This window comes from Streptomyces sp. SL06, assembly GCF_058244745.1.
The window spans coordinates 212,898-233,118 of sequence record NZ_JBSYOT010000002.1; the positions used below are offsets into that span (position 1 = coordinate 212,898).

The 20,221-nt window shown below is 74.3% G+C and carries 13 protein-coding genes and 5 pseudogenes; 10 read left to right on the forward strand and 8 right to left on the reverse strand.

Annotation, left to right across the window (positions count from 1 at the left end; genetic code table 11):
* Positions 1-37 precede the first annotated feature (37 nt).
* Both AC4IHM_RS01315 and AC4IHM_RS01320 read right to left on the reverse strand, forming a co-directional pair.
* Positions 38-2,029 carry a DUF1996 domain-containing protein gene (locus AC4IHM_RS01315; protein WP_490865229.1) on the reverse strand — a complete coding sequence of 664 codons (1,992 nt, stop codon included), beginning with the start codon at positions 2,027-2,029 and terminating at the stop codon, positions 38-40.
* Positions 2,030-2,138: 109 nt separating this feature from the next.
* Positions 2,139-3,152: a zinc-binding dehydrogenase gene (locus tag AC4IHM_RS01320; RefSeq protein WP_490865230.1), complete on the reverse strand. Its 1,014-nt coding sequence runs from the start codon at positions 3,150-3,152 to the stop codon at positions 2,139-2,141.
* A 112-nt stretch (positions 3,153-3,264) separates the two neighbouring features.
* Between AC4IHM_RS01320 and AC4IHM_RS01325 the strand changes: the two genes are divergently transcribed.
* From AC4IHM_RS01325 to AC4IHM_RS01340, 4 genes are all read left to right on the forward strand, one after another.
* Positions 3,265-3,855 (forward strand): TetR/AcrR family transcriptional regulator, encoded by a 591-nt coding sequence (locus AC4IHM_RS01325; RefSeq protein WP_490865231.1) that lies wholly within the window; start codon positions 3,265-3,267, stop codon positions 3,853-3,855.
* Positions 3,856-3,988: 133 nt separating this feature from the next.
* The gene (locus AC4IHM_RS01330) at positions 3,989-4,645 is read left to right on the forward strand and encodes a class I SAM-dependent methyltransferase (RefSeq protein WP_490865232.1); all 657 of its coding nucleotides are present in this window, start codon (positions 3,989-3,991) and stop codon (positions 4,643-4,645) included.
* Positions 4,646-5,032: 387 nt separating this feature from the next.
* Positions 5,033-5,260 (forward strand): hypothetical protein, encoded by a 228-nt coding sequence (locus tag AC4IHM_RS01335; protein WP_490865233.1) that lies wholly within the window; start codon positions 5,033-5,035, stop codon positions 5,258-5,260.
* Positions 5,261-5,396: 136 nt separating this feature from the next.
* Positions 5,397-7,670, forward strand: a complete 2,274-nt coding sequence (locus AC4IHM_RS01340; RefSeq protein ID WP_490865234.1) for a catalase — start codon at positions 5,397-5,399, stop codon at positions 7,668-7,670.
* Positions 7,671-7,729: 59 nt separating this feature from the next.
* On the opposite strand, the gene AC4IHM_RS01345 is transcribed toward AC4IHM_RS01340, so the two are convergent.
* Together AC4IHM_RS01345 and AC4IHM_RS01350 are read right to left on the reverse strand one after the other, a co-directional pair.
* Entirely contained in the window at positions 7,730-8,611 is an 882-nt protein-coding gene (locus tag AC4IHM_RS01345) for a YegS/Rv2252/BmrU family lipid kinase (protein ID WP_490865235.1), read from the reverse strand.
* Positions 8,612-8,684: 73 nt separating this feature from the next.
* A pseudogene (locus AC4IHM_RS01350) lies at positions 8,685-9,206 on the reverse strand (FAD-linked oxidase C-terminal domain-containing protein); the annotation flags it as partial.
* On the opposite strand from AC4IHM_RS01350, the pseudogene AC4IHM_RS01355 reads away from it, so the two are divergent.
* Positions 9,174-10,372 (forward strand): annotated as a pseudogene (locus tag AC4IHM_RS01355) (glycerol-3-phosphate dehydrogenase/oxidase); the annotation flags it as partial. The pseudogenes AC4IHM_RS01350 and AC4IHM_RS01355 overlap by 33 nt on opposite strands.
* A gap of 81 nt (positions 10,373-10,453) precedes the next feature.
* Here AC4IHM_RS01355 and AC4IHM_RS01360 read toward each other — a convergent pair.
* Positions 10,454-10,708 (reverse strand): hypothetical protein, encoded by a 255-nt coding sequence (locus AC4IHM_RS01360; protein WP_490870732.1) that lies wholly within the window; start codon positions 10,706-10,708, stop codon positions 10,454-10,456.
* 187 nt (positions 10,709-10,895) lie between these two features.
* On the opposite strand from AC4IHM_RS01360, the gene AC4IHM_RS01365 reads away from it, so the two are divergent.
* A complete protein-coding gene (locus tag AC4IHM_RS01365; RefSeq protein WP_490865236.1) occupies positions 10,896-11,261 on the forward strand; it encodes an STAS domain-containing protein in 366 nt (121 codons plus the stop codon).
* Positions 11,262-11,268: 7 nt separating this feature from the next.
* On the opposite strand, the gene AC4IHM_RS01370 is transcribed toward AC4IHM_RS01365, so the two are convergent.
* Complete coding sequence (locus AC4IHM_RS01370; RefSeq protein WP_490865237.1) at positions 11,269-11,697, reverse strand: ATP-binding protein; 429 nt, start codon at positions 11,695-11,697, stop codon at positions 11,269-11,271.
* Positions 11,698-11,950: 253 nt separating this feature from the next.
* The gene (locus tag AC4IHM_RS01375; protein WP_490865238.1) at positions 11,951-13,306 is read right to left on the reverse strand and encodes a glycoside hydrolase family 10 protein; all 1,356 of its coding nucleotides are present in this window, start codon (positions 13,304-13,306) and stop codon (positions 11,951-11,953) included.
* A 234-nt stretch (positions 13,307-13,540) separates the two neighbouring features.
* Between AC4IHM_RS01375 and AC4IHM_RS01380 the strand changes: the two are divergent.
* The 4 genes and pseudogenes from AC4IHM_RS01380 (at position 13,541) to AC4IHM_RS01395 (ending at position 19,920) form a co-directional block, all read left to right on the forward strand.
* Positions 13,541-16,095: pseudogene (locus AC4IHM_RS01380) on the forward strand (SpoIIE family protein phosphatase).
* A gap of 295 nt (positions 16,096-16,390) precedes the next feature.
* Positions 16,391-16,744: pseudogene (locus tag AC4IHM_RS01385) on the forward strand (histidine kinase); the annotation flags it as partial.
* A gap of 262 nt (positions 16,745-17,006) precedes the next feature.
* On the forward strand, positions 17,007-18,935 hold the full coding sequence (locus tag AC4IHM_RS01390) for a SpoIIE family protein phosphatase (RefSeq protein WP_490865239.1): 1,929 nt from the start codon (positions 17,007-17,009) through the stop codon (positions 18,933-18,935).
* Positions 18,936-19,080: 145 nt separating this feature from the next.
* A complete protein-coding gene (locus tag AC4IHM_RS01395) occupies positions 19,081-19,920 on the forward strand; it encodes a chitosanase (RefSeq protein WP_490865240.1) in 840 nt (279 codons plus the stop codon).
* A gap of 72 nt (positions 19,921-19,992) precedes the next feature.
* Here the strand turns inward: AC4IHM_RS01395 and AC4IHM_RS01400 are convergent.
* Positions 19,993-20,167, reverse strand: a pseudogene (locus AC4IHM_RS01400) (CsbD family protein).
* Between the last annotated feature and the right edge of the window lie 54 nt (positions 20,168-20,221).

Sequence of the window (20,221 nt, forward strand, 5' to 3'; positions counted from 1 at the left end):
GACCTCACACCGGCGTCATCGCGGCCTCATGCCGGTGTCACAGCGCACGCCGCCTGGAGCGGACCAGCAGCACACAGCCGCCGGCGAAGAGGACGCCGCCGACCACCGCGGGCCACATGCCGAGGCTGGATCCCGTCTCGGCGAGCCCGCCCTGCGCCTGCGGCTCGGACGCCGAACCGGCGGCGCCGTCGCCCGTGCCCTGTGTCGCCCGGGGCGCGGACACGGCGCTGCTCAGGTCGTCCGGGGCGTCGGCGGGGGTCGTGGCGGCCCTGGGCGCGGCGCTCGCGGAGGCGTCGGCCTCCTGTCCCGCGGCCGGGGGCGCGGACTTCTCGCCGGCGTCCTTGCCGCCGGCGTCGCCGTTGCCCTTGCCCTCGTCCTTGCCGTTGTCCTGCGCGGGGGCCTTTCCGTCGTTCTTGCCGCCGTCGTTGCCGTCCTTCTGGTCCACGCCCCTGCCGTCGTCCGGCGTCCCGGCGGCCGGCTGCTCCGGCGCGTTGTCGCCCTCGCCGGGATCGGCACCCGGGGGCGTGTCCGGGCCGCACGCGCGCCCGGAGTTGATGCAGTCGGCCACCTCCCGCATCAGGTCCTCTTCGAAGACGTTGATGAAGTCGCTGTGGTCCGTGACCGGCTTGTGCAACTGCTCGGGGAAGGAGTCCACGGCGAACAGCGGCACGGTCCTGCCGCCGTCCTGGAGGCTGGGCGCGTCGACGTCGTACACGATGCGCTGGACCAGCCGCGGAATGGGCCGGAAGCCGTCGGGGCAGGCACCGTCGGCGGCGGCGAAGGCCACGTGGGTGCGGTGGTTGGCGCTGTCGATGTTGCGGCCGTCCCAGCAGCTCTGGAAGGTGAAGGTGCGCACCACGTCACTGCCGGACGGGCACAGCGGGTACTTGTCCTTCAACTGCCGGTCCTCGAAGCCGGTGCAGCTCCAGGAGGCGTTCGCGTTGGCGTCGCCGTTGACGAACGCCTTCGCGTCGCCGGTGATGATGCGCAGCAGTCGCGGCATCTCCACCACCTTGGCACGCTCGTTGCCCTCGAAGGTCAGCGTCACCTCGGAGGCCGTGACGATCTTGCCGGCGTTGCCCTCGATGCCGCCGCCGGGTGACTCGGCGTCCTGCTCGACGGTGCCGTTCTGCAGCCGGAGCACGGGCCAGTAGTACGAGGACTTGTCGCCCTGGTCCGCGCAGCTCGTGCCGGCGGCGGCCAGGTCCTCGTCGCTGGCGAAGGCGTCGTTGCCCTGGTTGCCGACGTAGTCGTGGAAGTGGTGGGCGCCGTTGCCGACGCCGGGGGCGGCGATCAGGTTGTCCGAGTTGTACAGGCCCTCGGCGTTGACACCGCAGCTGGTGGCGAAGGTGCCGTTGGATGCCTTCTTCTGCCGGGGTGCCTTGACGACGTTGGGCTGGACGGAGTTGATGTCGACGTAGTCCGCCGCCACGGGGCCGTTGCCCGCCTGTCCGCCGTTGCCGGGCTGCTGCCCGTCACCGTTCTGGTCGTCTCCGGACGCGTCGCCCTCGCCGTCGCCCTGCTGGTCCTGCTGGTCCGGGTTGTCGCCCCCCGCGTCGGTCTTCGCGGCCTCGGTGCGGCGCAGCGTGCACTCCGCCAGGGTGTCCAGGCCCTCGGGGCGGTCCCCGGCCAGGTCGATGGCGGCACCGATGCGCTCGATCGTCCCGGCCCGCTCCTTCTTCAGCGGGTCGAGGATGGCGCCCTCGTCGAGTTCGCCGTCGTCGGCGGTGCGGGCCGCTTCCTGGAGTTGGCCGTAGGCGGTGGCGATCTGCTCGTCGAGCTGGGCGAGTTCGGTGTCGACCTCGGGCCTCGCCTCCTGCGGGACCGCCGTCAGCCGCTCGGCCAGGTCCGGGCAGTCGACGGTCGCCGCCACTCCGGAACTGCCCAGGGGAACAGCCGTGTTCGCGGATTCGGTCGCGGACGCGAAGACGTTCACGGCCACCAGGCCGCTGCCTCCCAGTATCAACGCGACCGCTCCGAAGGTCGCGCGCCGCGCCCCGGTCGGGCGTCTGCGCCTGTTGTGTCCCAAGGCGTGCTCCTACGTCGTGACGGACTACGGGCATGAAATGCCCCCGCCTCCATACGGAGCCGGGGGCCGGAGCGTTCAACCGCCTTGAGATTCTCAGGAATCCCTCACCTCACGGGCGCAGGACCAGGCGGACGGGGTCGCCCTCCTTCCGCTCCAGCCGCGCGACCGCCTCGGCGGCCTCCGCCAGTGGCAGCACTCCGCTGACGGAAGCGGAGAAGTCCAGCCGTCCGCCCTCGATCAGCCGAAGGAGCTGGGGCAGGGCCACCGGCATGTCGGAGCCGTAGTGGCCGAGGATCCGCTGCTGGAGGTAGCTGAAGCGGGTCCCGTCCGTGACGGTGAGCGGCTTGTCGGTCAGGCCCGCCAGGACCAGCCGTCCCTTCGGGCCGAGAACGGAGATCGCCTGCTCCCGCACGGCCGGCACCCCCGCGAAGTCGAACGCGGCGGCGAGCCCCGCTCCGCCGGTCACCGCGCGGACGGTTCGGCGCAGCTCCGGGTCGGCGGAGTCCAGGGCGAGGTCGGCGCCGGCGGCCAGGGCGCGTTCGCGGGCGACGGGGTTGGGGTCGACGGCCACGACCGGGCAGGCGCCCACGGCCCGCAGCAGTTGCACGGCGTGCACACCGAGGCCGCCGACGCCCCATACGCCGACCGCCTCGGCGGCGCGTACGGCGCCGGTCTCGGTGATCGCGCCCCACGGGGTGGACACGGCGTCGGGGATGATCGCGCCCTGCTCGAAGGGGATGGCGTCGGGCAGCGGGGTCAGGGCGTCCGCGGCGGACAGGGCGTACTCGGCCCAGCCTCCGTCGTAGTCGACGCCGCGGGTGTAGATGACGCCGTCGCGTGTCTCGCCCGCGTGGAGCACGACCCGCCGGCCCGGCGTCCAGGCGGTGACCGACTCGCCGACCTCGGCGATGGTGCCGGAGACCTCGTGGCCGAGCGTGACGGTGTCGCCCCGCAGGTGCAGCGGGGTGAGGGTGCCGTCGATGAGGTGCACGTCGGACAGGCACACGCCGGCCGCCGCCACCTTGACCAGTACCTCACCCGGGCCCGGCTGCGGGCGGGGCACCTCTTCCAGCCGCAGGGTGCGGCTCGGGACGTGCAGGCGGGCGGCGAGCATCCGCGCCATGACAGGACCTCCTCGGTACGGCGGTGACCCCGGACGACCCCGGCGGTCCATCGCAGGTCGACTTGCGTTAACCGTACACCCAACGCAGGACGACTTGCTTTAGGCTGGGCCCATGACCTCTCCGGAACCCGTCGCCCCGCCGCTGCGCCGTCGCGGGGAGCGGATGCGGCGGGCCGTGCTCGACGCCGCGGTGGGCCTGCTGTCCAGCCAAGGGCTGGCGGGCGCGACCGTCGGGGCCGTCGCCCGCGCGGCCGGGGTCCACGAGACATCCGTCTACCGCCGCTGGGGCACGCGCGAGAACCTGATCCTGGACGCGCTGACCACGGAGCTGGACTCCGCGCTGCCGGTCCCGGACACCGGGCGGGTCCGCGACGACCTGCTGGCCTTCTTCTGCGCGCTGGCCCGGCTGCTGGGCACCGCGCAGGGCGGTGCGCTGCTGCGGCTGAGCGTGGAGCACGACGACACCCTGGAGGACCGCCGCGGGCCCTACTGGAGCGAGCGCCTCGACCGCGCCGTGGTGATGGTCCGGCGTGGCGTCGAGCGCGGCGAGCTGGCCGCGGACACCGACCCCGGGCTGCTGATCGAGGCCGTCAGCGGCCCGCTGTTCGTCCGGGTGCTCCTCAGCGGGGCGCCGCTGGACGACGTACTCGTACGGGGTCTGGTGGATCTGGCCCTGGAGGGGGCCCGCCGCCGCCCGGAGTGAGCGCCCGGTGTCCCGTCGTACCGTGGGAGCGGGCGCGGGCGTCCGGCATGTCGCCCGAAGGGGCACTTGTCGGGGGATCGCCACCGGTGGAACGATGCCCGTGGCACCGGCTCACCGTACCGAAGGGACCGTAGTGACCGACGACCAGCAACGGCCGCAGGCCGCCGCCGTTTTCGACGCACTGGGCGCCGAGTACGAGAGGGCGTTCGCCGGGTCGAAGACGCACCGGCGCTCGCTGGAGTGGCTCCTCGGGCGGCTCGCGCCGGGCAGCCGGGTGCTGGACGTGGGCAGCGGCACCGGCCGGCCCACCGCCGAGACCCTCGCGGACGCCGGGCACGAGGTGCTGGGCATCGACATCTCCCCGGTGATGGTGGAGCTGGCGGCGCGGCAGGTGCCGGCCGCCTCCTTCCAGTGCGCCGACATCCGCGACGTACCGCTCGCGGACGCCTCCTTCGACGCCGTCTGCGTGTACTTCTCGCTGCTCCAACTGGACCGGCGGGAGCAGACGGACCTCGTCCGGCGCCTGGTGCGGCTGCTGAAGCCGGAGGGGTACCTGGTCCTGGCCACCGTGCCGCTGGACGTGGAGGGCGTCGACGCCACCTTCATGGGCCGGCCGGTACGCGTGTCCAGCTTCACCGCACAGGGCCTGATCGACCTGGTCGAGGAGGCCGGCCTGGAGGTGCTGGCGCAGGACGGGGCGCTGTTCACCCCCGCCCACCCCGACGCCCGGCCGGAGCCGCACCTCTTCCTGCACTGCCGCCGCCCGGCCGGCACCGCGGCGGGCCTCTGACCCTCGCCTGACCGGGCGGCGCCCGCCGGCCCGCGGCTCACCCGCACCGGCCGGGCGACCGATCCCGAGGAGCCCCCGGTCCCGGCGCCGCACGGGCCGCGCGGCCGGCGTCCCGAACCGGAGAGCGTCCGCGCCCCGCGGGGCACCGCGTATCTGCCGTGGGCCGGGCCGCCCCGGCCGGCGCCTTGCCGCGCCTCTGCCCGGCCACGCTCACCGGTGGGACGGGCGCCCCCTCCCGCTCCGGTGCGGCCACAGCTCGCGCTCGGGCCGCCGAGGGTCCCGGCCGGCGCTCCCGGTCGGGGCCCTCCCCCGTGCGCGCGCCCCCGGTGGCGGGCCGCAGGCGGGGCGGTGACGCTGGTACGGCACCGGTGAGAAGGAGCCACCTCCATGCGCAAGTCGTCGTGGGCCGTGATCGCGGCCCTGGCCGGGTCGGTGCTGTGGGCCGCTCCGGCACGGGCCGCCGCGGACCGCGCCCCGCGGCTTCCGGGCGATGTCACGGCGAGCGAGTGCGTCCGGGGCGGCGGCGTGATCGTCGTCTCGGCGGACGGGGAGGGGACGGACGCCTTCACGGCCCGTTGCCAGGGCGGCGCCCGCGACGGGGAGACCGTCGTCTGAGACGGCCGTCTCCGCCACCTCGCGCCCTTGCCTTCGGTCCCGAACGCCGGGTACGCGGTCCCGGCCCGCCACGGCAGTCGGTGCTCGAATTCGCCCGGCCGCGTGCAGCGGCCCGCCCAGAACGGAGAAATGGCTGATGAGCGAGGCCAACCCCCTCAAACGGGTAGCCCACAAGGTCACCGAGAGCCTGCGGGGCGACGGTGTGCCGGCGGAGGGAGTCCCCGGCAAGCCCGGTTCCGGGTCGCCCTCCGTCGCCGAACCCGTCGAGCCACGGGACCCGTTGCCCCCGAAGCCGGACCAGGGCGGCCCGGACACCGTGTCGCCGACCGGTCAGCCCACGGGTGCCGACCAGGCCAGGGTGGCGCAGTCCGGGAGCTATCTGACGAACGCCCAGGGCACCCGGCTCCCCGACACCGACCACTCGCTGAAGGCCGGACCGCGCGGGCCCGTGCTGCTCCAGGACCACCATCTGCGCGAGAAGGTGATGCACTTCGACCACGAGCGGATCCCGGAGCGCGTGGTGCACGCCAGGGGCGCGGGCGCGCACGGCGTCTTCCAGAGCTACGGCACCGCGGCCGCCGTGACCAAGGCCGGGTTCCTGGCCGCGGACGTGGAGACGCCGGTGTTCACGCGGTTCTCCACGGTGGTCGGCTCGCGGGGGTCGTCGGACACCGTGCGCGACACCCGCGGGTTCGCGACGAAGTTCTACACCAGTGAGGGCGTCTTCGACCTGGTCGGCAACAACATCCCGGTCTTCTTCATCCAGGACGCCATCAAGTTCCCGGACGTCGTGCACTCCGTGAAACCGCAGCCGGACCGGGAGATCCCGCAGGCGCAGAGCGCACACGACACCTTCTGGGACTTCGCCTCGCTGCACACCGAGGCGACCCACCACACCCTGTTCTTCATGGGCGACCGCGGCATCCCGCGCTCCTACCGGATGATGGAGGGCTTCGGCGTCCACACCTTCCGGCTGGTCAACGCCGAGGGCGTCACGACCCTGGTGAAGTTCCACTGGAAGCCCCGGCTGGGCGTGCACTCCCTGGTCTGGGACGAGGCGCAGCTCATCAACGGCATCGACCCGGACTTCCACCGCCGGGACCTCGCCGACGCCATCGAGGCGGGCGCGTACCCGCAGTGGGAGCTGGGCATCCAGGCCTTCCCCGACAACCCGGAGCAGACCTTCGAGGGCATCGACCTGCTGGACCCGACCAATCTCGTGCCCGAGGAACTCGCGCCGGTGCAGCCGGTCGGGCTGATGACCCTCGACCGCAACCCGTCCAACTACTTCGCCGAGACCGAGCAGATCGCCTTCCACGTCGGCCACCTCGTGCCCGGTATCGACATCACGGACGACCCGCTGCTCGCGGGGCGGCTGTTCTCCTACCTGGACACCCAGATCACGCGGCTGGGCGGTCCCAACTTCCCGCAGTCGCCCATCAACCGCCCCCACGCGCCGGTCAACGACATGCTGCGCGACGGCATGCACCAGACGGCCGTGCACCGGGGTGTGGCGCCGTATCGCCCCAACTCCCTGGACGGCGGCTGTCCGTTCACCGCGGGCGCGGACGCGGGGGCCTTCGTCGAGGCACCGGTGCGGATCCCGGAGTCGACGAAGGTCCGCGAGGCCCCGGAGACGTTCGCGGACCACTTCAGCCAGCCGCGCCGGTTCTGGCTGAGCATGAGCCCGGTGGAGCGCGAGCACATCATCGGCGCCTACACCTTCGAGCTGGGCAAGTGCTACGAACAGGCCATCAGGGAGCGGACGCTCCAGGTCCTGGCCAACATCGACCCCGAGCTGTGCGCGGGTGTCGCCGAGGGCCTCGGCCTGCCCGCCCCGCAGCCGACGGTGCCTCTGGCCGATGTCGAGCCCAGCCCGGCGCTGTCCCAGGTGGGGGGTGTCTGGCCGCTCGACGGCCGGGTCGTCGGCATCGTGACCGGCGGGGCCGATCTGGCGGGGGTGGCCGCCGTGCGGGAGGCGGTGCTGAACGCCGGGATGGTGCCCCTGGTCGTGGCGCCGACCGGCGGCGTCCTCGGCTCGGGCGACGAGGCGCTGACGGTGCAGCGCAGCTATGTCACGGCGCGTTCCGTGGAGTTCGACGCCGTGCTGCTGGCCGGCACGCCCGGCATGGGCGGCGACGCGTACACGCCGCGCGACTACAAGGCCGCGCCGGCGCCCGCGCAGGGGACGACCGACCCGCGGGTGACCCTGCTGGTGTCGGAGGCGTTCCGGCACGGCAAGGCGATCGGTGTATGGGCGGGCGGCGAGACGGCGCTCGACGCGTCGGGCGTGCCCGCCGACGCCCCCGGTGTGGTCGTCGCCGACTCCGGTACGGCCGCCCTGGAGCAGGTCGCGGAGCTGATGGGCTCCCACCGGGTGTGGGAACGCTTCACCACGCCCCGGTCCTGAGCCGCGCGCCCGCCGCGGGGGCCGGACTCCATGGCCGGTGTCCGGCTCCAGCGGCGGGTTCAGGCCAGGACGCGCAGCGCGCCGGGCAGTACCCGGGCGGTGACGGGGACGACGGCCTCGACCTCGCCGTCCGCGCCGTACGGTATGGCCCGGTCGGCCTCGATGCGGATCTCCCGGCCGCGCAGGACGCGGACCTGGGGCCGGTGGACGTGGGCGCCCGTCGCGAGTTCGTTCATGAGGGCGAAGAACAGCCGTCGCGGCGCCTCGTGGATCATCACCACGTCCAGCAGTCCGTCGGCGACGCGGGCGGAGGGGGCGACGAGGCGGTTGGAGCCGTAGTAGCCGGAGTTGGCCGCCACCACCGTGTAGCCGGTGAAGGCGTGCTCCGCCCCGTCGACCGTGACCCGGTAGCGCGTCGCACGCCAGCCCGCGACGGCCCGCAGCGCGCCCGCGTAGTAGGAGGCCGATCCGCGCAGCAGGCGGGCGTTGTTGGCGTGCCGGTTGGCGAGCGCGTCGACTCCGGCGTAGACGCCGCCGAGGACGACGGTGCGGTCGTGGACGGCGGAGGTGACCTCGACGGTGTCGACGGCGCGGGGTTCGCCGTGCAGCAGGAGCCGGGCCAGCTCGGCCGGTTCGGCGGGCAGCTCCAGCGCACGGGCGAAGTCGTTGCCGCGGCCGGCCGGGACGAGGCCGAGCAGGGCATCGGTGCCGCTGAGGGCGCCGCCGATCCCGCCGGCCATCCCGTCGCCGCCGACGGCGAGCACCACCCGGCCGCGCTCCCCCGCCCGCCGGGCGATCTCCCTGGCGTGCGCGAGGCTGCGGCTGTACTCGGTCTCCAGCCCGGCCCCCGCCTCCCGCAGCGGCCGGGCCACCCCGAGCAGAGCGGCGGCCGAGGTGGCGCCGCCCGCGGTGGGGTTGACGACGGCGGTGAACTGTCGCATCGGTGTTCCTCCGGGCTGACGGGTGGTGCCGGACTGTTGTCTCACGGGGCCGGGGGCGCGGGCCGGCGGGGGGTCAGTCCGCGGGCAGGAGGACGGCCGGGCCGAGCAGTCCCGCGGGGTCCAGGCTCCGCTTGACCGCGCGCAGGGCGCCGATGCCGAGGGGGCCCACCTCCCGGACGTACCAGTCGCGGTCGGTGCCGACGCCGTGGTGGTGGGTGATGGTGCCGCCCGCGGCGAGGATCGCCTCGTTGGCGGCGTGCTTGGCCCGGGTCCAGTGCGCCACGGCGTCGTCGCCCCGGGCCGAGACGACGGTGAAGTACAGGGAGGCGCCGTTCTCGCAGACGTGCGAGATGTGGCACATGACCAGCGGCGGGGTGCCGGCCTCGGTGAGGGTGCCGGTGAGCGCCTCGCGGACGGCGGCGTACCGCGCGGGGACCCGGGACCAGTAGGTGGCCGTCTCCAGGGTCTCGGCGAGCGCGCCGGCGTCGAGCAGGGAGTCGCGCAGGTACGGCGCCGAGTAGCGGCCGTGGGCCCAGCGCTTCCCCGGTTCCTCGCCCGCGAAGGCTCCGCCGCACTCGCGCAGCACGGCGGCGGCGCCCTGCGGCTGGCGGCGCGCACCTCGCGGGGCACGCTGCCCGCGCCGCGCCGGCTGTCCGCCGTGGAGACCCGCCGCCTCGCCCCGGCGCTGCGCTGCGACGGGCTGCGCGGGGGCCTGCTGTCCCGGGACGGCCGGCTCACCGACGACGCCCGGCTGGTGACCGCGCTCGCCCGGACCGCCGCCGCCCGCGGCGCCCGGATCCTGACCCGGGTCAGGGCGCTGGAGCTGACCGGGTCGGGCGCCCGCGTACGCGACGAACTCACCGGTGAGGAGGGGGAGATCCGCGCCCGAGCGGTGATCAACGCCTCCGGTGTGCGGGCCGGCGGCCTCGTGGGCGACATCCGGGTCCGCCCGTCCCGCGGCACCCATCCGGTCCTGCGCTCCGCCCACCTCGGCCCGCTGCCCGCGGGGCTGCACGTGCCGATCCCGGGGAGTCCGGCCGCTTCGTCCTGGTCCTGCCGCAGGGCGACGGCCGCGTCTACGTCGGGCTGACCGACGAGCCCGTCGACGGGGAGGTCCCGGACGTGCCGGAGGTGCCCGAGACGGACATCGGCTTCCTGCTCGACGTGCTCGGTTCGGTACTGGAGGTGCCCGTCCGCCGCGCGGACGTGGTGGGCGCCTTCGCCGGCCTGCGCCGGCTGCTGGACACCACCCCGGCAAACCGGCCGGGCGGTGGGCCCCGCACGGCGGACCTCTCGCGCCGGCACGCCGTGCTCACCTCGTCCGAGGGCGTGGTCACCGTGGTCGGCGGCAAGCTCACCACGTACCGGCGGATGGCCGAGGACGCGGTGGACGCCGCCGTCGCCGCCCGCCGTCCGACCGCAGGCCCCTCCCCCACCGCCGCGCTGCCCCTGGTCGGCGCCGCCGCGCCCCATGTGCTGGCCGCGGTGCGGGCGCCGCGCCGCCTGGTGCTGCGCTACGGCACCGAGGCACCACAGGTCCAGGCCCTCGCCGCCCGCGACCCCCGGCTCGCCGAGCCCATGCTGCCTGGCCACCCCGTCACCGGGGCCGAGCTGCTGTGGGCGCTGCGCCACGAGGGCGCCCTGGACGAGGCCGACCTGCTCGACCGGCGCACCCGCGTCGGCCTGGTCCCCGAGGACCGCACGGCGGCCCTGCCCACCGCCCGCCGGCTCGTCGCCGAGGCCGGGGCCGACCGGCCATGACCCCGGACGGACCGAAATGGCTCTGCCCGGTCGCCCGAGAAGCCGAGGGCGACCGGGCAGGCCGGGGCCCGAGGGGGCCGGTCAGATGTTCCGGCCCCCGGACTGCACGGCCTTGCGGACCTTCGCCTCGATCTTGTGCCGGGACTGGCCTCCCTCCTTGACGTACTCCGTCACCGCGGTCCGCGCGTCCCGGTCCAGGTCGCGCCAGGCCCGCAGGGCGGTCTCGTACGTGTCGGACTGCCGATCGGTCCACTGATGCTGCGTGGGAGCCCCGTACGAGTCGCGCAGCTCCTCGACCCGGTGATGTGCCAGGTCGGCCGCGCGACGTTTGTGCACGAGTTCCTCGAATGTGTGAGCTACCACACCTTCGACCGTAGTCAGAGGAACGCCGTCGCGCGCGTCGAGCCGGTCCCGGTCGGTCCCGGTCGGTTTCCGGTCCGCGCAAGTGGCCCACAGGGACCCCGAAGAGCCTTAACATCAAGCCACCGACGACGGCCGGGCATATGCGGGAAGTGGGGATGGCGTGGCGGACATCGAGGGAACGGCAGTACCGGAGCGGCTGCTGATCACCCGTACCACCACGGGCGACGGCGTCAGCGTCGTCGTCCTCGCCGGAGAGGTCGATCTCGACGGGAGCAGTCAGCTCCGCGACGTGCTGCTGTCCTCGGTGCAGAGCGCGCCGGGCACGGTGGTCGACTTCGGCGAGGTGGCCTTCCTGGACTCCAGCGGCATCAACGTGCTCATATCCGCCCACCGGGCCGCCGAGTCCCGAGGCGTGTGGTTCCGGCTCGCCGCGCCGCGCAACGCCGTCGAGCGCGTGCTGCGGCTCGTGGGCGTCGACGAGCTGATCGCCTGCTACCCGAGCGTGGAGCGGGCGCTGGCCGCCTGAAGGCGGGTCAGCTCAGCGGCAGGCGCGCGTACACCGTCTTCCCCGTGGCGTGCGGCTTGGTGATGACCTCGTCGCACAGCCGCGTCACGATCTCCAGGCCGTGCCGGCCGATCCTCGTGGGGTCACGGGGCAGGAAGGTGGGAAAGCCCTCCCCCGTGTCCGACACGGCGATCTCCACGCCGTCGTCCACCAGGGTCAGCTCCAGCCGGCAGGGGCCGGGCGCGTGCCGCAGCGCGTTCGTCACCAGTTCGCTGGCGACCAGGCGGGCGGCGTCCAGGAAGGCGTCGGCCAGGTCCACGCCCCGTTCGCCGAGCCGCGCGACGAAGCCGTGCACGACATCCCGCGAGGCCGGGATCATCGCCGACCCGCCCCTGAACTCCACCACCGTGGTCACGACGGAGGCGTCCGCGGCATCGGGTCCGTGCGCCGGAGTCATACAGAGCCTCACCGTCCGGTCCGGGGCCGAGTAGGGAAAGCGAAGGTCCCGGCCCCTCACGATACGCACCGGGGCGCGTCTCGCGATCCCTTTGCCCCAACTTCCGCCGGACGCGCCGTCTTTCGGACACGTACCGGACGCGCGGGCCGGAAACCGCGCCTTCCCGGCCGGTGCCGGGCGCACGGCGCGGTCATGGCGCGGCGCACCGGTCCACCGCCCCCACAGGCTTCGGTGGTCCGGTGCGCCGGCCGGTTCAGGAGGCCGTGCAGGCTCCGACCGAGGGCGCGGCGTCGCTGCCGTTCTTCGCCACGGTGAAGCCGAAGGCGGTCGAGGCGCCGGCCGCCAGGGAGCCGTTCCAGGTCGGCCGCACCGTCAGCACGGCGCCGTCGCCGTCCCAGGCGGGCGTGCCGTTCCACACGGACGAGACGGACTGGGGCGGGGTCAGGGCGACCGTCGTGGTCCAGGAGCGGATCGGCCCGCTGCCCGCGGTGATGGTGACCTCGCCGTTGTAGCCGCCGTCCCACTCCGCGGTCCTGGTGTAGGTGGCGGTGCAGCTCGCGGTGCCGTTGCCCGGGTCGCCGCCGCCGTCGTTCCCGCCGCCCGAGCCGCCGAGGGCGGACAGGACGGCGTCGTAGGCGGGCTTCTTGCCGTAGGCGCCGTCGAACAGCAGCGGGGTGCCGCCGCTGCGCCACGAGTACTTGTCGGTGACGCCCCAGACGGTCAGTCCCGTGCAGCGGTCCACCGCGAGGCAGGCGGCGACGACCCTGGCGTAGTCGTCGGCCTGGGCCGGGCCGGAGCCCTCGATGTCGAGTTCCGTGATCTGTACGTCGACGCCGAGGTCGGCGAAGCGCTGGAGGTTCTGCCGGTAGTCGGAGGGGACCGGGGAGGCGCTGTTGAAGTGGGACTGGAAGCCGACGCAGTCGATGGGCACGCCGCGGGACGTGAAGTCCCGGACCATGTCGTAGACGGCGTCGCTCTTCGCGTTGACGCCGTCGGTGTTGTAGTCGTTGTAGCAGAGCCTGGCGGCCGGGTCGGCGGCGCGGGCGGCGCGGAACGCCTCCTCGATGAAGCCGTCGCCCAGCCGGTCCTGGAAGGGCGAGCCGCGCCGGGCGCCGCTGCCGCCGTCCTGGAACGCCTCGTTGACGACGTCCCAGCTGTGGATGCGGCCCTTGTAGTGGCCCATCACGGCGTTGATGTGGTCGTTCATCGCGGCGCGCAGCCCGGCCGCGTCCAGGGAGCCGACCCAGGACGGCAGTTGGGAGTGCCAGACCAGGGTGTGGCCGCGTACGTCCATGCCCTGGCCGCGGGCGTGGTTCACGACCTGGTCGGCGGGGCCGAAGGTGAAGGTGCCGCGAGCGGGCTCGGTGGCGTCCCACTTCAGCTCGTTCTCGGGCGTCGCGGAGGTGAACTCGCGGTTCAGCGTGGCGGCGTAGTCGTTCTCGCCGAGGTGGTTCGCCGCGACGGCGGCGCCGAAGTAGCGGCCCTGGCCGGCCGCCGCGGATCCGAGCGTGTCGGCGGCCTGGGCGGAGTGCGCGGCGGCCGTCAGTGCCGTCGCGGCCACGAGAGCCGCGGTCGCCGCTCGCGACAGGCACCTTAAGGTCATGCTCATGTCATCCCGTCCTTGAATCGGTGTGCGGAGCCGTTCGGAAGGGGGGAAATCACCGGAGCGCTTCGAAAGTTTCGGTTTGATTTCCGAATTTCTCGGAGGAGATTACGGACTCCGGTCCGCCCGGTCAACGCCCGCGGCACTCACCCGTGCGGCCCCAGCACATGCACGACCGGGCGAGGGTGGCGCATTCTTGCTGTGTCGCCCGCGCGGCGGCGCACCGACGAGGTGGGGCGGATGACCACAGGCGCCGAGAACCCCGAGAACGGCCCTCCGATGCCCGGAGGTCCGACGGCGCTGCTGATCGACGCCTCCACCCGGGCGATCAGGGCGGCCGGCGGCCGGGTGGGCGGGATCTATCTGCGCTCCGGCACGCCGGGCCTGCTGCGGCTGGCCATCCTGACCGGACTGCCGGGGCCGCTGTTCCGGCCCTGGTGGCGCGTGCACGCCGACAGCCCGTTCCCCGTCGCCGACGCCTACCGGCTGGGCGTGCGGGTGGTCCTGCCGAACTCCACGGAGGCCATGCGCCGCTATCCGCAGTTCACGGCCGGCCTGCCCTTCTCGTTCGGATCCCTGCACGTGCCCGTCGCCGGACCGGACCGGACGTACGGCGTCCTGACCGTCCTGTGTCCCCCCGCCCCGGACGGCGCGGAGATGCTGGAGGCCGTGGACCCGGTGGAGCGGCTGGCGCAGGACCTCGGCGCGGCCCTGGAGCGGCTGGACGAGGACCCCGCCGAACCGCCGGTCCACTGGGAGGGCGAACCGCTGTGCGTCCGGCCGCCCACCTGCGCACGGCATCCACAACGCGCCGGAGGTTTCACCTGGGACCCGGCCACCGGCGCCTGCACGCTCGACGAACCGCTGCGCGCCCTGCTCGGCGCGCCGGCGGACATGACCGGAGCCTCCCCCGAGCCCGACGCGCTCACCGGCGTCCTGTCGCCCGACGACGGGCACCGGATCGCCGCCGCGCTGCGTGAGACGGCCGCCGGCCGGCCGCCCCGGCTCCCCCTGTACGTGCGGACCGCGGACGGTGCGCCGCGCCTGGTGGAGATGTGGCGGCCACCGTCCGCGCCGCCGGTCGGCGGCCCGGTGCGCGGCATCGTCCGCGACCCCTCGCCCGGCACCCTGGCCGACGCCGCGGCCGACCTGCTGCCGGAGGGCGTGTTCTGCGTCGACCGGCTGGGCATCGTCGTCTACGCCAATCCGAGCGCCGCCCGGCTGCTGGGCCGGCCGCGGTCCGAGCTGCTCGGCCGCTCCCTGTGGGAGGCCGTGCCCTGGCTGGACCAGACCGCCTACGAGGACCACCTCCGCGGCGCGCTGCTCTCCCCCGAGCCGGTCAGCTTCCACGTCCGGCGCCCGCCCGACGACGACCGGACGACGACGCCGCAGCCCTACGAGGGCGACTGGCTCGCGGTCTCGGTGTATCCCGGCCCGGAACGTTCCTGACGGGCACGCTCCGCCCGGCCAACCGGGTGGCCGACGGGCTCACACCCGACGACGACGCGCCCCCGGCCGCGCCCGAGGCGGGCGACCCCGCGCCGCCGGTCGCCTCCACCGCGCCCAAGTACCGCCCCATCGTGCTGGCCGTGGCCCTCACCGAGGCGGTCACCGCCCGCCAGGTGTCCGCCGTGGTCGTGCGGGAGCTGCTGTCCGCGTTCGGCGGCCGGCGGCTCGCCATCTACCTGCTCCAGGACCGCCGTCTGCACCTGGCGTGGGAGACGGGCTTCCCGCCCGGCTTCCTCGCGCCCTTCGAGGGGGTGCAGCTGGACGCCCGGCTGCCCGGGGTCGAGACGCTGACCAGCGGACGGCCGCTCTTCTTCGACTCGATGCAGGCGCTGGCCTCGGCGTACCCCGGCATCCCGCTCGACGCCACGGAGGGCGCCCGCGCCTTCCTGCCGCTGATCGCCTCCGGGCGCCCGGTCGGCACCTGCATCCTCGGCTTCGACCGTTCCCGCGGCTTCAGCACCGAGGAGCGCTCGGTGCTCACCGCCCTCGCCGGGCTGATCGCCCACGCCATGGAGAAGGCCCGGCGCTACGAGTCCGAGACCGCCCTCGCCCGCGGGCTCCAGGAGGCACTGCTGCCCCGGCGGCTGCCCGCGCACCCGCTGCTGGAGACCGCCGGGCGCTATCTGCCCGGCACCCAGGGCATGGAGGTGGGCGGGGACTGGTACGACGTCGTCGCCTCCGGGGAGGGCATGGCCCTGGTCATCGGCGATGTGCAGGGGCACGGCGTGCAGGCCGCGGCCACGATGGGCCAGCTGCGCAGCGCCGTGCGCGCCTTCGCCCTCGGCGACCGTCCGCCCGACGAGGTGATGAGCGGCGTCAACCACCTGCTGGCGGACCTGGACCCGGGCCTGTTCGCGAGCTGCTGCTACGTCCGGCTCGATCCGGCCACCGGACGGGCCCGCGCGGCCCGCGCCGGACACCTGCCCCCGCTGCTGCGCCACCCGGACGGACGTACCGAGGCGCTGGACCTGCCCGGCGGAATGGTGCTGGGCGTGGACCCCGCGGCGGCGTACCCGCTGACCGAGTTCCGGGTCGAGCCCGGTGCCGTCCTCGCCCTCTACACGGACGGGCTGGTGGAGCGGCCGGGCGGCGACATCGACGACGGCATCACCGCCCTGCGACTGGCCCTGGCCAGGGCCGGTACGCCCGCCGGGCGGCCGGGGAGCCGTTCGCTGGCGGGCGTCGCCGACCGGCTCATCGTGACCGCACGCCGGACCACGGACCGCCCCGACGACATCGCCCTGCTCCTCGCCACCCGCCGCCCCCGCCCCGGGGGGCCGGCGTGAGCCGGGCGCCGGGCGCGGGCCCGGCGGGCCGCTCCGGCACGGGGGGCGCCCCTCGCCTCCTCGGGCCCGGCAGTGTAGACATGGGCACATGGTCCGACTGAAGGGTCGATCGGGAGAGCGGTCACCCCGTCGTCCCAGCGGCCCGTTCACCCGACGCCGGGAAGACACGGACCGGTCACGACGGGGAGCGGACATGGAGCCGCGGCGTACCGCGTTCTGGCGCGCGGCGCTGTCCGGGCGCAGCGTCGCCACCCAGGTCTTCGCCATGAACGTGGTCATCGTGCTGCTGCTCGTGATGGCCGCGGCGGGCGCGCTGGTGCTCCAGGTGCGGCACGACGGCACGGTGGAGGCCCGCAACCGGTCCGTCGCCGTGGCCGCGTCGTTCGCCAACTCCCCCGGCATCGTCGAGGCGCTGCGCGCCCCCGATCCCACGGCGGTCCTCCAGCCCCGGGCCGAGGCCGCGCGCAAGGCCGCCGACGTGGACTTCGTCGTCGTCACGAACAGCGACGGCATCCGCTACACCCACCCCAAGCCCGACCGCATCGGCAAGCGGTTCGTGGGCAACATCGCCCCCGCGCTGGCCGGGAGGACGGTGACCGAGGAGGTGGAGGGGACCATCGGCCCGCTGGTCCAGGCCATCGTGCCCGTCAGGGCGCCCGACGGCACGGTGGTGGGCCTGGTCTCGGCCGGCATCACCACGAAGAACGTGGGTGTCTTCGCCGACCGGCAGCTGCCGCTGGTGCTGATCGCGGCGGCCGTCGGACTGGCCCTGGCGACGGGGGGCACGGCGCTCGTGAGCCGCCGGCTGCTGCGCCAGACGCACGGCCTGGGACCGCACGAGATGACCCGGATGTACGAACACCACGACGCGGTCCTGCACAGTGTCCGGGAGGGCGTGCTCATCGTGAGCGGTGAGGGCAGGCTGGTGCTCTCCAACGACGAGGCGGAGCGCCTGCTCGACCTGCCCGCGGACGCCGAGGGCCGGCACGTCCGGGACCTCGGGCTCCCGGCCGACACCGCGGAGCTGCTGGCCTCCGGGCGGGTCGCCACCGACGAGGTGCACCTGGTCAAGGACCGGTTACTGGCGGTCAACCAGCGGCCCACCGCGGTACGGGGCGGCCCGGCCGGCAGCGTCGCGACGCTGCGGGACTCCACGGAGCTGCGGGCCCTGTCCGGCCGGGCCGAGACCGCCAGGGAACGCCTGGAGATGCTCTACGACGCCGGCGTGGGCATCGGCACCAGCCTGGACGTCACCCGTACCGCGGAGGAGCTGGCGGAGCTGGCCGTGCCCCGGTTCGCGGACTACGTCACCGTGGACCTGTTCGACACCGTCCTGTCCGGCGGCCAGCCGGAGGGGCTCGCGCCGCTGCGCCGCGCCGCGCTCGGCGGCATCCGCAAGGACGTCCCGCTCTATCCGGTGGGGCGGCAGATCCGGTACGTGGACTCCTCCCCGCAGGGCCGCACCCTGCGGACCGGCCGGCCCGTGCTGGAGCCCCGTCTCGACACGGCGCCGGGCTGGCGGGCCCAGGACGTTCGAACGCACCACGCAGGTGGTGGAGTACGGCGTGCACTCGCTGATCACCGTGGCGCTGCGGGCGGGCAGCCTGGTGCTCGGGGTGGTCGGCTTCTGGCGTTCGGAGCGGCCCGAGCCGTTCGACGAGGACGAGCTGGCCCTCGCCGAGGAACTGGTCGCGCGCGCCGCGGTCTCCATCGACAACGCGCGCCGCTACACGCGCGAGCACAGCATGGCGGTGACCCTCCAGCGCAGCCTGCTGCCGCGCAGGCTGCCCGAGCAGAACGCCCTGGACGTCGCCTACCGGTACCTGCCCGCGCAGGCGGGGGTCGGCGGGGACTGGTTCGACGTGCTGCCGCTGTCGGGGGCGCGCGTGGCGCTCGTGGTCGGCGATGTCGTCGGGCACGGGCTGCACGCCGCGGCCACCATGGGCCGGCTGCGGACGGCGGTGCACAACTTCACCGCCCTCGACCTGCCACCCGACGAGCTGCTCGGTCTGCTGGACGAACTGGTGGGCCGCATCGACCAGGACGAGGTCGCCGACGACAGCAGCGCCCCGGTCACCGGTGCGACCTGTCTCTACGCGATCTACGACCCGGTCGCCGGCTCGTGCGTGATGGCCCGCGCGGGCCATCCGCCGCCCGCGCTGATCCGGCCCGACGGCGGCGTGGAGTTCCCCGAGGTGACCGCCGGTCCCCCGCTGGGCCTGGGCGGCCTCCCCTTCGAGACGACCGAACTGCGCCTGGCCGAGGGCAGCCGGCTGGTGCTGTACACCGACGGGCTGGTCGAGGACCGGGAGCACGACATCGACGTCGGTCTCGGGCACCTGCGCCAGGCGTTGGAGACGGCCGGCGAGTCGCCCGAGGAGACCTGCCGGAGCATCCTGGACGCCCGGCTCCCGGAGCGGCCGGGCGACGACATCGCCCTGCTCGTCGCCCGTACCCGCACGCTCGGCCCCGACCGGGTCGCCGAGTGGCAGGTCCCGAACAACCCGGCGGCGGTCGGCGAGGTGCGCTCCGAGGTCACCCGGCGGCTGGCCGAGTGGGGACTGGACGAGCTGGTGTTCACCACGGAGCTGATCCTGAGCGAGCTGGTGACCAACGCGATCCGGTACGGCGGTGAGACGGTCCATGTCCGGGTGCTGCACGACCGCAGTCTGATCTGCGAGGTGTTCGACAGCAGCAGCACCTCGCCGCATCTGCGCTACGCGGCCATGACGGACGAGGGCGGGCGCGGTCTGTTCCTGGTCGCGCAGCTCGCCGAGCGCTGGGGCACCCGCTACACGCCGGCCGGCAAGGTCATCTGGGCGGAGCAGCCGGCGCCCTGACGGACGCGGGCGCCGCCCACGGTCCGTACGTACCAATGTGCTGCCGGGTGGGTGTCCGGTGTGCCGATTGTCTGGTAGGAAACTTTCCTATCAGTGCCCGCACTCCCCCCACCCCACGATCACCCCACGATCACCTGGAGATGCCGTGAGGCACCCGACCCCCGACCCGGCGCGCCCCGCAGGCACCTCGCGCCGTACCGTGCTCGCCATGGCATGCGCGTCCCTGGCGGCAGTCCCCCTTCTCAGCCCCTCGCGGGCCACGGCAGCCGTGCGCGCGCCGGGGCTCGACGACCCGGTGAAGAAGGAGATCGCGATGCGGCTGGTGTCCAGCGCGGAGAACTCCTCGCTCGACTGGAAGGCGCAGTACCCGTACATCGAGGACATCGGTGACGGGCGCGGCTACACGGCGGGCATCATCGGCTTCTGCTCAGGCACCGGCGACATGCTCGACCTGGTGGAGCTGTACGGCGACCGCAGCCCCGGCAACGTACTCGCCGGGTATCTTCCGGCGCTGCGCCGGGTCGACGGCTCCGCCTCGCACGAGGGGCTCGATCCCGGTTTCCCCGACGACTGGCGCCGGGCCGCGGACGATCCGGAGTTCCGCCGGGCGCAGGACGACGAGCGCGACCGCGTCTACTTCGGCCCGGCCGTGCGGCGGGGCGAGGAGGACGGGCTGCGGACGCTGGGCCAGTTCGCGTACTACGACGCGATCGTCATGCACGGCGACGGCGGCGACCCGGCGAGCTTCGGCAGCATCCGGGAGCGGGCGCTCGGCCGGGCCAGGACGCCGGCGCAGGGCGGCGACGAGGTGGCCTACCTGCACGCGTTCCTCGACGCGCGGGTGTGGGCCATGGAGCAGGAGGAGGCGCACAGCGACACGAGCCGGGTCGACACGGCGCAGCGCGTCTTCCTGAACGAGGGCAACCTGGACCTCGACCCACCGCTGGACTGGCACGTGTACGGCGACGCCTACCACATCGGCTGATCCCCGCCACGACGCGTCAGGGCCGCGGAGCCGGCTGCCTGCCGGGTTCCGCGGCCCTGGTGCGTCGGGGTGTCAGCGCCGGAACGCGTCCTTGCCCTTCTCCTTGGCCTGCCGGAACGTCCCCCTTGGACTGCTCGGCGCGGCCCTCGGCCGTCATCCGCTCGTTCCCGACGGCCCGGCCGGCCGCTTCCTTGGCCTTCCCCTTGGCCTGCTCCATCTTGGCCTTGGACTTCTGATTGCCGGCCACAGTGGCTCACCTCTCGGGTTGGCTTGCGATGTCGTGCGCGGTCCTGTCCTGCGG

Bases quoted from the DNA above. Each gene is read 5' to 3' on its own strand.
- AC4IHM_RS01325 (WP_490865231.1), top strand. From the start codon at position 3,265: ATGACCTCTCCGGAACCCGTCGCCCCGCCGCTGCGCCGTCGCGGGGAG.
- AC4IHM_RS01375 (WP_490865238.1), bottom strand. From the start codon at position 13,306: ATGAGCATGACCTTAAGGTGCCTGTCGCGAGCGGCGACCGCGGCTCTC.
- AC4IHM_RS01320 (WP_490865230.1), bottom strand. From the start codon at position 3,152: ATGGCGCGGATGCTCGCCGCCCGCCTGCACGTCCCGAGCCGCACCCTG.
- AC4IHM_RS01340 (WP_490865234.1), top strand. From the start codon at position 5,397: ATGAGCGAGGCCAACCCCCTCAAACGGGTAGCCCACAAGGTCACCGAG.
- AC4IHM_RS01335 (WP_490865233.1), top strand. From the start codon at position 5,033: ATGCGCAAGTCGTCGTGGGCCGTGATCGCGGCCCTGGCCGGGTCGGTG.
- AC4IHM_RS01370 (WP_490865237.1), bottom strand. From the start codon at position 11,697: ATGACTCCGGCGCACGGACCCGATGCCGCGGACGCCTCCGTCGTGACC.
- AC4IHM_RS01345 (WP_490865235.1), bottom strand. From the start codon at position 8,611: ATGCGACAGTTCACCGCCGTCGTCAACCCCACCGCGGGCGGCGCCACC.